This is a genomic window from Micrococcaceae bacterium Sec5.7 (genome assembly GCA_039636785.1).
Classification (GTDB): Bacteria; Actinomycetota; Actinomycetes; order Actinomycetales; family Micrococcaceae; genus Arthrobacter.
This window is the reverse complement of record CP144169.1, coordinates 2,813,037-2,828,295: the sequence shown is the minus strand read 5'-3', so window position 1 is coordinate 2,828,295 and position 15,259 is coordinate 2,813,037. Positions and strand designations below refer to the sequence as shown.

Below are 15,259 nucleotides of genomic sequence, written 5' to 3'. Positions count from 1 at the left end.
CGAGGTCCGGCATGCAAGAACGGCCCTGGCCCGCATAAGCGGCCTTGGTCCGGACCGTTCAAGCGGGGCAGGGCCGTGTAAGCGGCAGAACCCTAGAGCGTGCCCGTGGCGATGTTCAGCATGCGGCGGAGCGGCTCGGCAGCACCCCAAAGGAGCTGGTCACCCACGGTGAAGGCGCTGATGTACTTCGGGCCCATTTCCAGCTTGCGTATACGGCCAACCGGGATGTCCAGGGTGCCCGAGGCCGCCACCGGGGTGAGGCCGGCCATGGAGTCGTCCTTATTGTTCGGAACCACCTTGGCCCACTCATTGTCTGCGGCCAGGAGGTTCTCGATCTCGGCCACGGAGAGGTCTTCACGGAGCTTGAGGGTGAGCGCCTGGGAGTGCGAGCGCATGGCGCCGATCCTGATGCACAGGCCGTCCATGATGATGTGGTCTTCGCCGGAGGTCCCCAGGATTTTGTTCGTCTCCACCCCGGCCTTCCACTCTTCCTTGGACTGCCCGTTGCCCAGATCCGCGTCGATCCAGGGGATCAGGGAACCGGCCAGGGGGACACCGAACTGGCTGGCGTCCATGTCGGTTCGCTGGTGTGCCAGGACCTTGCGGTCGATTTCCAGAATGGCCGACGCCGGGTCGTCCAGTTCCGTGCTGACCTCGGCGTTGAGCGTGCCGAACTGGCTGAGCAGCTCGCGCATGTGGCGCGCACCGCCGCCGGAGGCAGCCTGGTAGGTCATGGACGTACCCCATTCAACGAGGCCGTTCTTGAACAGTCCGCCGAGGCCCATAAGCATGCAGGAGACCGTGCAGTTGCCGCCGATGAAGTCCTTGGTGCCGCCGGACAGGCCGGCGTCGATGGCGTCGCGGTTGATGGGGTCGAGCACGATGATTGAATCGTCGTTCATGCGCAGGGTTGAGGCGGCGTCGATCCAGAGACCGTCCCAGCCGCGGCTGCGAAGCTCGCCGTGGACCTGCTTGGTGTAGCCGCCGCCCTGGGCGGTCACAATAATGGGCAGCTTGGCCAGCGTATCGATATCAAACGCGTTCTCGAGCTTGCCGGCTGCACCCCCTGCAGCACCAACAAGCGTCGGGGCGGCACCACCCGCGTTGGAGGTGGAGAAAAATACCGGGTTGATGTTGGCGAAGTCGCCCTCATCCTGCATACGCTGCATCAGGACGGAACCGACCATGCCACGCCAACCGACGAGGCCAACTGAATGTGTCATTAGAACAGCTTAGGGCTTCGGGGCCGGCCACCGCTGTTGGTTACGTCACTGCGGAGTACCCAACGTGGCTCCTACCCGGGGTCGCGCTCTTCAAGCAGCGCACCCTTGCGCTTGCGGAGCGCAAAAACGGCGCCGAAGGCGAATACCTGCGTGATGACCACGAGCACAATCGCGCCCATGATTTTGTTGCCGCCCAGAATCATGGTGAGACCCACAATGGCTGAAAGAAGCGCAAAGAGGGGCAGGAGCATGTAGCCCAGGACAAAGAGTGTTTCCGGCTTCTTCAGCATCTAGCCCTCCATCCGGCGCCACATCGTGAACCGATACTGCGTGCCGTTGGCGGCGGTCATCCAGCCTTCCGGCGGCACAATGGTCCCGGACTTCCAATCGTCGCCCAGCTCGGGGGCAAAGGTATCGCCTTCAGCCTCCGAATCGATCACGGTGACAATGGCGATGTCCGCGATGTCCATGGACAGCTTGAAAATCTCGCCGCCGCCGATGATCCAGACCTTCTGTCCGCCCGGCGCGAACTGCGATTCCAGCAAGGCATCGTCCAGGGAGCCAACGGCCATTGCGCCTTCAGCCTCGGGCGTCTGTCCCCAGCCTTCCTGACGCGTGATCACAATATTGGTGCGTCCGGGCAGGGGCCGGTACTTTTCGGGGAATGACAACCACGTTTTGCGGCCCATGATGACGGGGTGGCCGGTGGTGAGCTTGTTGAAGTGCTTGAGGTCCTCGGGAAGGTGCCACGGCATGTCGCCATCCTTGCCGATCACACCGGCTGTGGTCTGTGCCCACACCAGACCGATGCCCGTCATTGTGGCGGCGACATCCTCCGTGAAAATCAGGGGGATCGGGCCAATGGCTGACTCAGGGGAATCGTTGGTGCTCATACTGCTATCGGCGCCTTGATGGTGGGGTGGTGCTGGTATCCGACAACTTCGAAATCGTCCAGGTTGTAGTCGGAGATGGACTCGGGCCTGCGGGTGATCTTGAGCTGCGGGTATTCGTACGGCTCGCGGTCCAGCTGCTTCAGCACCTGGTCCATGTGGTTGTCGTAGATGTGGACGTCGCCGCCGGTCCAGACAAACTCACCGGGCTCAAGTCCCACCTGCTGGGCGATCATGCACGTCAGTAGTGCGTATGAGGCAATATTGAAAGGCACACCCAGGAACATGTCCGCGGACCGCTGATAAAGCTGGCAGGAGAGCTTGCCGTCAGCCACATAGAACTGGAAGAAGGCGTGGCAGGGCGGAAGCGCCATGTCCTTGAGCTCGGAAACATTCCACGCGGAAACGATGTGCCGGCGCGAATCGGGGTTCGCCTTGAGGTTGTCTATGAGTTCGGCAATCTGGTCGATGTGGCCGCCGTCCGGTGTGGGCCAGCTTCGCCACTGGACGCCGTACACGGGACCGAGCTCGCCGTCGGCGTCTGCCCATTCGTTCCAGATGGTGACACCCTGCTCCTGCATCCACTTCACGTTCGTGTCGCCGCGAAGAAACCACAGCAACTCCACGGCCACGGACTTGAAGTGAACGCGTTTGGTGGTGATCAGCGGAAAGCTCTGGCCCAGGTCAAAGCGCAGCTGGCGTCCGAACACACTGCTGGTGCCCGTTCCGGTACGGTCGGATTTGTGCGTGCCATGAGCCATGACATCGCGCAGAAGGTCTTCGTAAGGCGTTGGAATAGTCACGGCTAAAGTCTACTTGCCGCTTGCAATATCAATCCCAACGGAGGCCATAACGCGCGAAAATGCTCTGCGCCGCACGCTGGCCGCCGTCTTGGCGCCGACTTTGCCATCAGTGATTCCGCAGTCTTCCCCTCAGCAGGTCCATCAGTGTTTCGTCACTGAGCAGTGCGTCCCGTCCTGCAAGGATAAATCGGTCGACGGCAGCGGTCACCACTGCGGGGACCGCACCTCCGGCTGCGCTTCCGCCGGGACCAGGGGTCCCGGGCTGGGAAACAATCGTGCCGCGGCCCCGTCGGGATTCAATGAGCCCCGACGCTTCCAGCTCCTTGTACGCCCTTGCCACCGTTCCCGCCGCGAGCCCCAGGTCCGCTGCCAGGCTGCGGACCGAGGGCAGCCGTGCGCCCGCGGCCAGTGTGCCCAAAGCTATCAATGAGCTGATCTGGGACCGGATCTGTTCGTACGGGGGAGTGGCCGAGCGGAGGTCAACAAATATGCCTGCATTCATCTGGCAGGTTCCGCTTCACTTCGAGCTGCCGGGCGTGCAGGTTTCCCCGTCAGGTTCCGCACCGGAATCCCCGCAATCACTACCGCCACTGCAATGATCAGGGTTCCTGCCGTGACAGCTGGCTGCCAGGATTGTGGCCCCGGATTTTCCGGGATGCCCAGGACAGGTGGCCACGCCCGGCTGGCAGTCGAGAGCAATACACCGGCCTGGGCCGTGAAGAAGGCCGCAAGTGTGCGGACAATCCTGTACATGGTGATGGCCTGCAGTGCCCCATCCAGTCCGGAAATCGTTGACTCGATGCCGCTGCGGAGTCTCGCAATGAGGAGTGCCGGCACAGAAACGAGCCCGACGACGGCCGAAGCTACCGTCGTCGGAATCCAGCCGGGCTCCTGTCCCGGCCCTGATTCGCCGACGGCTGTAACGATCAGTACAACCGCCAACAGGAGGATTGCCATGATGGCTGCGGTGAGCAGCGCGGGGCTTAGCGCCTGTCTCGGCCAGTCACTATGGGCATCGACGGTGCCGTAATTCCGTTGGAGCAGCAACTCCCCGCCGATGATGGCGAGCAGGATCGCCGTTGCCATCAATGCGACGAAGCCCGCCGGGGCCATAGCCTCCCGGAATCATGGCGCCCGTGAGCAGAAAGGTACCAGGAATCGCCGGGACCACCGCCGCCAGCCCCAACGCCGCGCCACTGGAAACGGAAAGCCTGGTAGCTGGGTGGGCGGATCCCGGACTGCCAGCCACGGTTTTTTGCTGGAACCGGGTTGCGCGCTGGGCAGCCGGGGCGGCTGCCACCACCACATAACCAGAACTGCAGCTGTGGCCCATATGGCAACTGCATTGGTCCACGACATCGTGCCAGCTGTGGGGTCCGGGCGGGCGGCGAAGTTGCCGGCTATCGCGGCGAGTCCAGCGGCAACAGTGGCCACCGTGCGCAATAGGCGGTTCATGGCGATGGTCCGGAGCAGGCTGTTTTCATTGGCATCCAAGGCCTCAATTTGCCGCCGACGCCAATGCTCGTGCTGCTGTTGGGCCCGTCGGAAAGAGCACCGTATGACACTGGACGGATTCCAGGCAGCGTGGCCACCCACGCAATGGGACCGGTCGCAGCTGCGAAGATCGCCGCGGTAGTCCATGCCAGGGGGCGCGGGAGGAAATCTTTCACCCGCCTGACAGAGAGTGTGGCAAGCCGGCGCGGACGCTTAGGCCCCGGATAGCTGACCTGGCCGATCGCATGAACCACCAGGCAGCCGATGACGGGCCAGGCAAGCGCAGGAAGGAGTGCCCCAGGCGTCAGCAGGGTAGGACCCCCGGCATTTACAGGGATGATACCCGCGTTACCGGCGGTCTGAAGCGAACTTGCCATCCAGCCGATGACGCCCACCCACAGGGCATGCTGTGACACCGAGACCGCCGAGGTACCGCCGCCGGGTGCCCAGACCGCCCAGCGCAGGAGCCGATACAGGCCTACTCCAATGGCCAACGGCCACAACAAAACCATCGGCGGCAAAGGAAATTCAGACGGCATGGCTTCCCCCAAAGAGCTTTGACTCAACCAAAGGAGCCTTGTTCTCCCGTTGCTCTATCACTTTTCGTCCCTAAAACCGGCAAATGGCTACTAAAAGTGATAGAGCAACGGGACGTGCTCAGTCGTCGAAGGGCTTGAACTGCTCCACGGCCACGATCCTGTGCTTGCTGCCGTGGGCCACATGGCAGACGATGATTTCGCCGGGGGCCAAATAGGGGTCCGAGACGGGCAGCAGGGCGCGCCAGCGCGAAGTCATGTGTCCCGCGAGCTGGTCCAGCACAGTCGGCAGCGCCGGACGATGTGTGCACAGCGCAATGGCCCGCTGCTTATCAAACAGGGACTCCACCACGGCAGCAGTCTTGCGGGGACTGCGGGTGTGCCGGTGCTCCGTCAGCGAGTCCACGAGTTTCACTTTCGCGTCCACTGCCTTGGCATACGGTGCAATGGTGGCGACGCACCGGAGCCATGGGCTGCTGACCACCCTTGACGGCTTCCACACCAGAAGCAGCCGCCCCACGGCCTGCGCCTGCCGGATGCCCGTGACAGCAAGCGGACGTTCGCCTTCGGCCTTGCTCCAGGACGACCGGGGCTTGGCCTTTGCATGCCGCACCACCACCAGCGGCCAGGTACGGAGTTCCTTGCGCTCGTGTGCCGCCACCAGATACGTGAGAGGAGCGACGTCGGACGGATTGCTGAGCAGCCCGGCCGCCTTCTCCGGCGCGCACCACATCACGCTGTCCACCTCCTTGCCGTCAGGTCGCAAGGTGCTGCCGTTGACTTCCACAGCCCAGTAATGGACAACCTTCAGCCCGGCCGGGACATGGTAGTGGATGGGCGGGAGCGGGACCCCAAGAGTTGCCGTCAGCCCGATCTCTTCCTCAACCTCACGGACGGCGCATTCGGGGATGGTTTCGCCGGCGTCGAGTTTTCCTTTGGGCCAGGACCAGTCATCGTACCGGGGCCGGTGGATCAGCAGGACTTCCAGCTTGTCCTTGTTGATGCGCCAGGGCAGTGCGCCGGCAGCCGTGACGGCTACGGCCTCGCCCGGATGGTCTGTCTGGTCGCTTATAGGTGAATCGCTCTTCAACGCTGTGGCCTTACCGCCGGCTCGACGAACGCTGGCGTGAGCGGGATGCGAGCAGCCACGACTGTACGTCATCAAGGTCGGTGCCGTCCTCCGCCAGGTGATGGCGGGCCCATTCGCCCTGGTTGTCCAGGTGCCAGCTCGCCGTGTCCGGATCCATATACCGGCGCAGCATGTCCAGCACGTACCTCGTGTCATCTCCGCTGGCCAGCTGAACCAGGGCCTCGACCCGGCGGTCAAGGTTGCGGTGCATCATGTCCGCGGAACCGATGTAGACCACCGGATCCCCGCCGTTGGCAAAGGCGAATACACGGGAGTGCTCCAGGAAGCGGCCGAGTACGGAGCGGACGGTGATGTTCTCACTCAGCCCGGGAACTCCCGGACGCAGCGAGCAGATGCCACGGACAATCACGTCCACCTTTACCCCCGCCTGGGACGCCCGGTAGAGGGAATCGATGATTGCCTCGTCCACGATGGAGTTGACCTTGACCTGGACCCGCGCCGCAATGCCTGCCCGGGCGTTGCGGATCTCGGTTTCAATCCGGTCGATCAGTCCCGAGCGGACCGAACGCGGCGCAACCAGCAGACGCTTGAAGGTGGACTTGGGAGCGTACCCGGAGAGCTGGTTGAAGAGCTTGGACAGGTCCTCGCCCACCTGCTCATTGGCCGTGAGCAGACCAAGGTCCTCGTAATAGCGGGCGGTGCGCGGGTGGTAGTTGCCGGTGCCGATGTGGCAGTAGCGGCGCAGGCCGTCCACTTCCTGGCGGACCACGAGGGAGAGCTTGCAGTGGGTCTTCAGTCCCACAATGCCGTACACAACGTGCACGCCGGCCTGCTCGAGTTTGCGCGCCCAGGAAATATTGGCCTGTTCATCAAAGCGCGCCTTGATCTCCACCAGCGCCAGAACCTGCTTGCCCGCTTCGGCGGCATCGATCAGGGCATCCACTATCGGGGAATCGCCGGACGTGCGGTACAGGGTCTGCTTGATGGCCTGTACCTTCGGATCCGCCGCTGCCTGTTCCAGGAACGCCTGGACCGAGGTGGAGAAGGAGTCGTAGGGGTGATGAAGCAGGATGTCCCGGCGGCGCATTGCGGCGAAGACATTGGCGGCCTTTGAGGTCTCGGATTCGTTGAGGTGCCGCGACGTGTGCGGCACGTGCTTGGGGTAGTGCAGGTCCGCACGGTCAATTCGGGCAATGACCGACAGCCCGCGAAGGTCGAGCGGCGCGGGGACCGAGTAGACCTCGGATTCCTCGACACCCAGCTCGCGGATGAGCAGCGCACGGATGTTGGGGTTGATGTCGTTGGTGACCTCAAGACGGACGGGCGGCCCGAAGCGGCGCCGCAGCAGTTCCTTTTCGAGCGCCTGCAGGAGGTTCTCGGCGTCGTCCTCTTCCACCTCAACGTCCTCGTTGCGGGTGACCCGGAACGTGTGGTGCTCCAGGACCTCCATGCCGGCGAAGAGTTTGTCCAGATGGACGGCAATGATCTCTTCCAGGGCGATGAACCGTGCCACACGGCCCGGAACCGCACCCGCACGTGGGCCGTCGATGGAGATCAGGCGGGGCAACTGGTCAGGCACCTTGACGCGGGCAAAGAGCTCTTTATCGCTCACGGGGTTCCGGACCACTACGGCCAGGTTCAGGGAGAGCCCGGAAATGTACGGGAAAGGGTGGGCGGGATCCACAGCCAGCGGCGTCAGGATGGGGAAGACCTTCTCCGCAAACATGGCGCTGAGCTGCTCCTTGGCCTGATCATCCAGCTCATCCCAGTGCATCAGGTGGATGTGCTCGTACGCCAGGGCGGGCCTGATCTGCTCCGCGTAGACCTGCGCATGGCGCTGCTGGAGCCGGTGTGCCTCTTCACCAATCTGTTCAAGTACTTCCACGGGGCTCAGGCCGGCGGGCGAGGGAACGGCCAGGCCGGTGGCGATGCGGCGTTTCAGGCCTGCCACACGGACCATGAAGAACTCGTCCAGATTGGACGCAAAAATTGAGAGGAAGCTGACGCGTTCCAGCAGGTGCAGATTGTGGTCCTCTGCCAATTCCAGGACGCGGGAGTTGAAGGCCAGCCAGCTCAGTTCGCGGTCCAGGAACCGGTCCGGCCTGATGTCGCCTTCGGGCTCCGGGTTCGGGGCAAACTCAGGGATATCGATCCGGTCCTGGGTGGCGCGCGAGGCAGGAACTTCGGAGGAGCCGAAGCGGGCGCGCACAGGCGCTGCCTTGGCTTCAGCCGTGGCTGTTCCGGCGGATTCCGGTTGCATGGTCTCTCCTTAGTGCAGGCGCGTGCAGCTGGCGCGATTTAGCTTCAACCTTACAATCAATCGCCTGTCCACATACCAAGATTCCGCCTGCACGCGGCCGCACATCAGGTGCCTGGATTAACCTTTGGCTAACGGCCCGTACATTACGTCCACGTCCCACCGGGTAAAGCCCAGCTGCCGGTAAAGCGAAACTGCCGGTATGTTGTCCGCATCCGTGTAGAGCATCACGGCATGCAGGCCCAACTGCTGCAGGTACCGGATGCCGGCGACGGTGAGTGCTTTCCCCAGACCCATGCCCTGCGACGCCGGTGTCACTCCCACAACGTAAACCTCGCCTACCGCTGGATGGCTGCCGTGCCTCGGGTGGACCTTGGTCCAGTGGAACCCGAGCAGCTGCCCCGAGCCGTCCTCGGCCAGCAGGAAGCCGGCGGGATCGAACCAGTCTTCTGCCATCCGGGCCTCCAGATCCGCCAATGTCATGGCGCCCTGCTCGGGGTGATGCGCGAAGGCGGCCCGGTTGGCTGCGAGCCAGGCGCCTTCGTCCTGTCCCGGCACAAAAGTGCGGAGGACCACTCCGTCCGGCAGGCCGGCGTCGGGCAGTTCTGCGGCGGCAGAGGTGAGCCGCATTTTCCACAGTTCACGGACGGGGCCGTAGCCATACCTTGCTGCGAGGTCGGCGGCTGCTTCGTGGTTTCCGTGGGACCAGGCTTTGAGCCCGTCAAACCCGCGCGAGGCCTTCAGGGTGCCCACTAGCCTGTCGGCCACGCCCTGATTGCGGTAGCTGGGATGGACCGCGATTTCCAGGACCCCGGTGCCGTCGGCTTCCTGGACCACAACGGCAAAACCGGCGAGGTCCTGGCCGGAGGCCGGATCAGAGTTCTCATCCGGCGAATAGAGGGCGAGCGTCAGCAGGGAGTGGACACCGGCGTCGGCTGCCCGCAGCGTCACGAGCGTCTGTTCGGAAAGGGACGGGTTGCCATCTGACTCCTCGGCGGCAACCAGGAGGGCTTTGAAATCCTTCAACAGCTGCTCATCCACAGCGCCTTTGACAACGAGTACGGGCCAGTTTTCCGGGTGCGCAGAACTCATGATGCAAGGCTATACGTCCGGCAGGAATTGTGGGGTGGATTTGATGAAGCCGGCCGCTGGCACGTATAGTCGTTATCTCATCCGGCTTTCCGAAGCCGTTTGCGAGGGGGATCCACCACTGGGGTGGCCTCGATACGTTCGACCCGTATGTCCTCCACAATTCAGAAAGCACAGAAAAGCAGCCCCGGACTGAAAAGTCCGGGGCTGCTTTCGTCTTGGCGTCACTGGTGCCGCAGAAGTCTTCAGGCTTCAGTCAGCTCGTCTTCCTGCTGCCGCACCAGGGTCAGCCGGTAGCCGACGTTGCGTACGGTGCTGATGAGGTTTTCGTGGTCCGCGCCGAGCTTGGCGCGGAGCCGGCGGACGTGGACGTCCACGGTGCGGGTGCCGCCGTAGTAGTCGTACCCCCAGACCTCGGTCAGCAGCTGCTGCCGGGTAAACACGCGGCCCGGATGCTGCGCCAGGTACTTCAGGAGCTCGAACTCCTTGAACGTGAGGTTCAGCGGCGCCCCGTTGACACGGGCCGTATAGCTGGCTTCATCAATCACGACGCCGGCGGCGCGGATTTCGGTGGGAGCGTCCTCTTTGTCAGGGACCGCCCTTGCCACGGCCAGCCGGATCCGGGCCTCCACCTCTGCAGGGCCTGCGGATTCGAGCACGATGTCATCAACGGCCCAGGCCGAGGATACTGCGGCCATGCCGCCTTCGGTCAGGATCAGCATCAGCGGAGCACTCAGCCCGGTGGCCTTCAGCAGCTGGGTCAGGGAACGGGCCCCCACCAGATCCTTGCGGGCGTCAAGGAGGACGATGTCGCAGGGGTCTGTATCGAGGAGTGCCGTGGGCTCGGCAGCAAGAATATGGACGCGGTGGTTCAGAAGCTCCAAGGCAGGCAGAATATCCACCGATGATCCGGTGCTGTTCGTCAGTAGCAGGATGTGCGACATTGTTCCTCCAAGGGGCCGTCCGCGCATCGTTGGGCGTCTGAACCGGGCTTTCACCGGCCGGTGCTGGCTGCCTGCAACGGTTAGGGCCATGGAGAATACAACCCGGCCTGGCACCCGTTGCTGGAAGCGTAGCTGAGCTCTGAGTATACCTAACAGGCCCTTAACAGACACTGATCAACGGGCGCTGCGTGCCGGTTTTGCGACATATGCGGGTCACATAGGGCAGGATTGAACCGTCAGGGCCGGATGCCCTGCCACCAAGCGCACCCAGGCGCTATCAAGCGCACCGCCAGGATGAGGACGAAGCGAAGTTGAGTGCAGAGTCGAAGTTGAGCAGGTTATGGCCGGGTCGGAAATGAATACGGACCTCCGGGCACCGGGTGCAATGAAGTCGTGGAGCATAGGGGTGATCGGCCTGGCCGGCCTGGCTGCCATCACTGCCAGTGTTTACCGTTCTCCTGACGTGTTGCTAGCCGTCGCCGTGTTCGTGGCGCTGGCAGTCGGGATCGGCTGGCCGCACTACCTGGCGATTCCCGCAAAGAAAACCCTCGCTGCGGTAATCGGGCTCCCGGGCGCAGGCTCCGCTCTGGCCGCCAGCTATGTTCCGGCACCCGGATTCCTGAACTGGACTCCGGCTTTTATCGCCATAGGCGTCATGGCGGTGTTTGTGGTCCAGCTGGTCCGCGGCACGGGCCAGGCGCAGCGGCTGGAGTCCACGCTGGGCTGCTGCGCAGGCGTGTTGCTGTCCTGCCTTGGTGCCGGCTGGATTGCCGGTGCCCGTTTCAATGGTGTCAGGGAGATGCTGGTTGTTGCCGGTGTCAGCGCCGCCGTTGCCCTCCTGGCGGGCCTGATCCGTTGGCCGGACCGGATCGTGGCGCCGCTGGGAATAGTTCTTGCCGGGCTGGCGGGCCCACTCGCCGGGCTGGTTTTCTCGGACATTGCCGTGATGCCGGCAGCCGTGTTCGGCGTGGTGGTGGGCGCGGTGCTGGTCTGCTTCCGCCGCCTGGTGACACTCCGCGGCGGCCCACTGAATTTCCCGGCCGCAGTTAGCATGGGTCTGGCACCCGTTTCGGCCGTGGGTTCACTCGCGTACTTCATAGACAAACTACTCATCTTCTAAAGCGTTAGGATGGCACCATGTCCGTACTTGCATTTGAGATTTTCTTCCTCGTCCTGCTCGGCATTGCCAGCCTGTCCATGGCCTGGTTCGCCGGCTTTGTGGTGTACCGCCTGTTCAAGGGTCAGAAGTAAGCAGCCCTTGGCGCCCCAGTCCCTAGCTAGCCGTTTCCTGAGGTAATTGCTGTGCCGATTGAGATTCCCACAGATCTGACTCCCGAACTCGTCCCGCTGTCCTGGCTCATTGGTGAGTGGGAGGGCCGTGGCCGGCTCGGCACGGGCGACGAGGACTCAGGGCACTTTTTCCAGCACGTTGCGTTCACGCACAACGGTCTGGCGTACTTGCAGTACCGCGCGGAAAGCTGGCTGACTGACGACGACGGCACGCGCCTGCGGCCGCTCACCGTCGAGACCGGTTTTTGGGCACTTGACCGCAAGCAGCTTGATGCCGACGGCGGCCCCGGCCTGATCCCCGCGGACATCGTCCCGGCGTTGAAGAGCGCTGATGAGGTGGAGGCGCTCCGCAATGCCGAAGACGGGTTCGACATCTCCGTCTCCATCGCCCACCCCGGCGGTATTTCCGAGCTGTATTACGGCCAGATCAAGGGCCCGCAGATCCAGCTCAGCACCGACATGGTGATGCGCGGAAGCCACGCCAAGGACTACAGCGCCGCCACCCGGATCTTCGGGCTGGTGGACGGCAATCTGCTGTGGCGCTGGGATGTGGCTGCCGGCGGTGCCGCTGGGCCTGGCAACGGGCTTGAGGCCCACGCCTCGGCGTTCCTGAAGAAAGTAAGCTAGGTCTCACTGAATATTCCGTTGTCCATAGCGAATGCAGGGAGCAACACGGTGAACGATCCACAGCCCGCCAAGGACTACAGCGATCTCAAGGCTGTCTTTTTCAACGGCACCCTCAAGAAGTCGCCGGAGACCAGCAATACCGAAGGCCTGATCAATATCAGCCGGCTGATCATGGAAAAACGGGGTGTCACCACTCGCGTGATCAGAACCGTGGACCACGATATTGCCGGCGGTGTCTACCCGGATATGCGGGAGCACGGCTGGGAGACCGATGAATGGCCCGAGCTGTACCCCGCAGTCCAGGAAGCAGACATTGTGGTGGTCGCCGGTCCCATCTGGCTCGGCGACAACTCATCCCAGACCAAAAAACTGATCGAGCGGCTCTACGCCCACTCCGGCCAGCTCAATGACAAGGGGCAGTGGGCGTTCTACCCGAAGGTGGGCGGCTGCCTCATTACAGGCAACGAGGACGGCATCAAGCATTGCGCCATGAACGTTCTCTACAGCCTGCAGCACGTCGGCTTCACCATTCCGCCACAGGCCGACGCCGGCTGGATCGGCGCAGTTGGCCCCGGCCCGAGCTACCTGGACGTCGGTTCCGGCGGGCCGGAGACCGACTTCACCAACCGCAACACAACATTCATGACGTGGAACCTGCTTCATTTCGCGCGCATGCTCAAAGACTCCGGCGGAATCCCCGCGTACGGCAACCTTCCTGAGGAATGGAAGGCCGGAACACGGTTCGACTTCGAAAATCCGGAATACCGCTGACCCCTTAGGACGTTCCCTTCATATGACTATCAAGAGCCCTCTGCTGTCGCGCCCGGGCGCCGTCGAGGCCGGCGGCGCGGATTCCGGCGTCGCGTCCCACTACGGCGAGCCGCTGCGTGAGCAGCGTGCGCTGGCCGCCGGCACCGCCGTCGTTGATCTCTCCCATCGCGGTGTTGTCACCGTCACCGGACCGGACCGCCTGAGCTGGCTGAACACGCTGTCTTCGCAGCAGGTCACGGGTCTGTTGGCCGGTCAGTCCACCGAGCTCCTGCTGCTCAGCGTCCAGGGACGCATCGAGTTTGACGCGCGGGTAGTGGACGACGGCGGGACCACCTGGCTGATTGTCGAGGCCGCCGAGGCGGGGCCGCTGGCTGAGTGGCTCACCAAAATGAAGTTCACGCTGCGCGTTGAGGTTGCCGACGTCTCGGCAGACTGGGCAGTTCTCGGGTTGACCAGGGCGGTGGAGGAATGGTCTGCCCTGCAGGTGTGGGAGGACCCCTGGCCTCACATCGGCGCCGGCGGTTACGCCTACACCGTGGTGGACGAGGATGCCCATCCGGGGCTGGAGCGCCCGTGGTTTGAGTACCTGGTTCCTGTTGCGGACCTCGAAGCGACGCTGGGAGAACGGCCGCTGGCCGGCATCTGGGCCGCCGAGGCGCTGCGCATTGCCGCGTGGCGCCCCCGGCTGGGCGCCGAGACGGACGACAAAACCATTCCGCACGAACTCGATCTCCTGCGGACCGCCGTCCATCTGTCCAAGGGCTGCTACAAAGGCCAGGAAACCGTGGCCCGCGTGCACAATCTGGGCCATCCGCCGCGCCGGCTCGTCTTCCTGCAGCTCGACGGCTCCCAGCACACCATGCCCGAGGCAGGAAGCGAGGTCCTGCTGGGGGAGCGCAAGGTGGGTGTCGTCACTTCCGTGGCGCAGCACTACGAGATGGGTCCTGTGGCACTGGCCGTCATCAAACGGTCCGTTGCCCCGGATGAAATACTGACCATCATGGACGGTGACGAGCCCTACACCGCCGCCCAGGAAATAATCGTTGCGCCCGACGCCGGCCAGGTGGTGGGCCGCCAGACCGGATTCCTGAGGGGGACCCGCTGATGAGTGAAGATACAGCGCCGGATGGCGCTGCGCCCGACGACGAAACACTTGCTCTCGCAGAGACGCTTTTCCAGGCGGCCCGCGACGGCGGCACCGAGCTGCTCCGCAGCTACCTCAATGCCGGGGCGCCGGGCACCATGACCAACGCCGCCGGTGATTCACTGCTGATGCTCGCGGCCTATCACGGCCATGCCGAGACGGTGCAGCTGATCCTGAAGCACGGCGGCTCCGCCAACGCGGCCAACGACCGCGGCCAGACTCCGCTGGCCGGCGCGGTCTTCAAGGGCTACACGGACGTTGCCAGGGCGCTGCTGGATGCGGGCGCCGATCCCGATGCCGGCAATCCGTCGGCCCGTGCGACGGCAGAAATGTTTGCCCGCACCGAGATCCAGGCGCTGTTCGGCTAGGATTTTCCCCCGCAACGACGCCGCTCACTTGCGCCCCTTTATTCCACGTGGAATAGTTGTAGTGGAATAATCGACCAGGAGGATGCACCGCGATGCCCACTGCCACAACCCGAGCTGCGCCTTTGACACCGCTTGGTGTCGCCGCGCTCTCGCTGCTGGTTGAAGAGCCGATGCATCCTTACGAGATGTACCAGCTCCTCATTGCCAGGCATGAGGACCGGCTGGTCAAGGTGCGGCCCGGAACGCTCTACCACGCCGTGGGCCGGCTCGAGGAGCAGGGCCTGGTGGAATCCGTGGGCACGGACCGCACAGGCAACCGTCCGGAACGCACCACGTACCGGATTTCCAAAGCCGGGCGGGAGGCACTCACCCAGCGGCTGCAGGACATGCTCGCAACAGCTGCCTATGAGTACCCTGCGTTCCCCCTTGCCGTCGCCGAAGCGCATCACCTTCCGGCCGGCGTCGTGATTGAACTCCTGGACCGGCGGCTCGCAGGGCTGCAGGAGCAGCTTGATCTGCTGCTCCGCGGCGAAGAAATTGTCACTGACAAGAAGATTGACCGGAAGTACTGGATCGATCTCCAGTTCCAGCAGACCATGCTGGGGTCCGAGATCCGCTGGATCCGCAACTTCCAGGAACAGATCAGTTCGGGGGAGCTGCCGTGGTAGCCCGCCCCGCACAACATCTCTGCAGAACATCTCCGCAGCCCGGAATCCAAGCGTTCAAAGGAAAA

The 15,259-nt window shown here is 63.5% G+C and carries 17 protein-coding genes; 7 read left to right on the top strand and 10 right to left on the bottom strand.

Translation table 11 applies throughout. The features are described from left to right. Positions 1-92: 92 nt before the first annotated feature. The 6 genes from asd to V3C33_13440 form a co-directional block, all read right to left on the bottom strand. Complete coding sequence (gene asd, locus V3C33_13465; GenBank protein XAS66497.1) at positions 93-1,223, bottom strand: aspartate-semialdehyde dehydrogenase; 1,131 nt, start codon at positions 1,221-1,223, stop codon at positions 93-95. Positions 1,224-1,294: 71 nt separating this feature from the next. After that, positions 1,295-1,513, bottom strand: coding sequence for an NF038396 family protein (locus V3C33_13460; GenBank protein ID XAS66496.1), 219 nt, complete (start codon positions 1,511-1,513; stop codon positions 1,295-1,297). Next, the gene (locus V3C33_13455) at positions 1,514-2,116 is read right to left on the bottom strand and encodes a dihydrofolate reductase (protein XAS66495.1); all 603 of its coding nucleotides are present in this window, start codon (positions 2,114-2,116) and stop codon (positions 1,514-1,516) included. After that, entirely contained in the window at positions 2,113-2,916 is an 804-nt protein-coding gene (locus V3C33_13450; GenBank protein ID XAS66494.1) for a thymidylate synthase, read from the bottom strand. The genes V3C33_13455 and V3C33_13450 overlap by 4 nt, the downstream gene beginning before the upstream one ends. A 106-nt stretch (positions 2,917-3,022) precedes the next feature. After that, positions 3,023-3,418 carry a GntR family transcriptional regulator gene (locus tag V3C33_13445; GenBank protein ID XAS66493.1) on the bottom strand — a complete coding sequence of 132 codons (396 nt, stop codon included), beginning with the start codon at positions 3,416-3,418 and terminating at the stop codon, positions 3,023-3,025. Continuing rightward, positions 3,415-4,002 carry a hypothetical protein gene (locus V3C33_13440; protein XAS66492.1) on the bottom strand — a complete coding sequence of 196 codons (588 nt, stop codon included), beginning with the start codon at positions 4,000-4,002 and terminating at the stop codon, positions 3,415-3,417. The genes V3C33_13445 and V3C33_13440 overlap by 4 nt, the downstream gene beginning before the upstream one ends. A 50-nt stretch (positions 4,003-4,052) precedes the next feature. Here V3C33_13440 and V3C33_13435 point away from each other — a divergent pair, with 50 nt between their 5' ends. Further along, the gene (locus V3C33_13435) at positions 4,053-4,226 is read left to right on the top strand and encodes a hypothetical protein (protein XAS66491.1); all 174 of its coding nucleotides are present in this window, start codon (positions 4,053-4,055) and stop codon (positions 4,224-4,226) included. Positions 4,227-5,067: 841 nt separating this feature from the next. Here V3C33_13435 and V3C33_13430 read toward each other — a convergent pair. The 4 genes from V3C33_13430 to V3C33_13415 form a co-directional block, all read right to left on the bottom strand. Beyond that, the gene (locus V3C33_13430; GenBank protein XAS66490.1) at positions 5,068-6,036 is read right to left on the bottom strand and encodes an NUDIX hydrolase; all 969 of its coding nucleotides are present in this window, start codon (positions 6,034-6,036) and stop codon (positions 5,068-5,070) included. 10 nt (positions 6,037-6,046) lie between these two features. Next, positions 6,047-8,296: an RNA degradosome polyphosphate kinase gene (locus V3C33_13425; protein ID XAS66489.1), complete on the bottom strand. Its 2,250-nt coding sequence runs from the start codon at positions 8,294-8,296 to the stop codon at positions 6,047-6,049. Positions 8,297-8,413: 117 nt separating this feature from the next. Beyond that, positions 8,414-9,385: a mycothiol synthase gene (gene mshD, locus V3C33_13420; GenBank protein XAS66488.1), complete on the bottom strand. Its 972-nt coding sequence runs from the start codon at positions 9,383-9,385 to the stop codon at positions 8,414-8,416. A 242-nt stretch (positions 9,386-9,627) separates the two neighbouring features. Next, the gene (locus V3C33_13415; protein ID XAS66487.1) at positions 9,628-10,326 is read right to left on the bottom strand and encodes a response regulator transcription factor; all 699 of its coding nucleotides are present in this window, start codon (positions 10,324-10,326) and stop codon (positions 9,628-9,630) included. A 385-nt stretch (positions 10,327-10,711) separates the two neighbouring features. On the opposite strand from V3C33_13415, the gene V3C33_13410 reads away from it, so the two are divergent. The 6 genes from V3C33_13410 to V3C33_13385 all read left to right on the top strand — a co-directional run bounded on the left by V3C33_13410 (position 10,712) and on the right by V3C33_13385 (position 15,194). Further along, positions 10,712-11,446 carry a permease gene (locus V3C33_13410; protein ID XAS69739.1) on the top strand — a complete coding sequence of 245 codons (735 nt, stop codon included), beginning with the start codon at positions 10,712-10,714 and terminating at the stop codon, positions 11,444-11,446. A gap of 182 nt (positions 11,447-11,628) precedes the next feature. Beyond that, complete coding sequence (locus V3C33_13405) at positions 11,629-12,243, top strand: FABP family protein (protein ID XAS66486.1); 615 nt, start codon at positions 11,629-11,631, stop codon at positions 12,241-12,243. Positions 12,244-12,291: 48 nt separating this feature from the next. Continuing rightward, on the top strand, positions 12,292-13,014 hold the full coding sequence (locus V3C33_13400) for a flavodoxin family protein (protein XAS66485.1): 723 nt from the start codon (positions 12,292-12,294) through the stop codon (positions 13,012-13,014). 22 nt (positions 13,015-13,036) lie between these two features. Continuing rightward, positions 13,037-14,119: a glycine cleavage T C-terminal barrel domain-containing protein gene (locus V3C33_13395; protein ID XAS66484.1), complete on the top strand. Its 1,083-nt coding sequence runs from the start codon at positions 13,037-13,039 to the stop codon at positions 14,117-14,119. Then, positions 14,119-14,526, top strand: a complete 408-nt coding sequence (locus tag V3C33_13390; GenBank protein XAS66483.1) for an ankyrin repeat domain-containing protein — start codon at positions 14,119-14,121, stop codon at positions 14,524-14,526. The genes V3C33_13395 and V3C33_13390 overlap by 1 nt, the downstream gene beginning before the upstream one ends. Before the next feature lie 92 nt (positions 14,527-14,618). Then, on the top strand, positions 14,619-15,194 hold the full coding sequence (locus V3C33_13385) for a PadR family transcriptional regulator (GenBank protein ID XAS66482.1): 576 nt from the start codon (positions 14,619-14,621) through the stop codon (positions 15,192-15,194). Positions 15,195-15,259 lie beyond the last annotated feature (65 nt).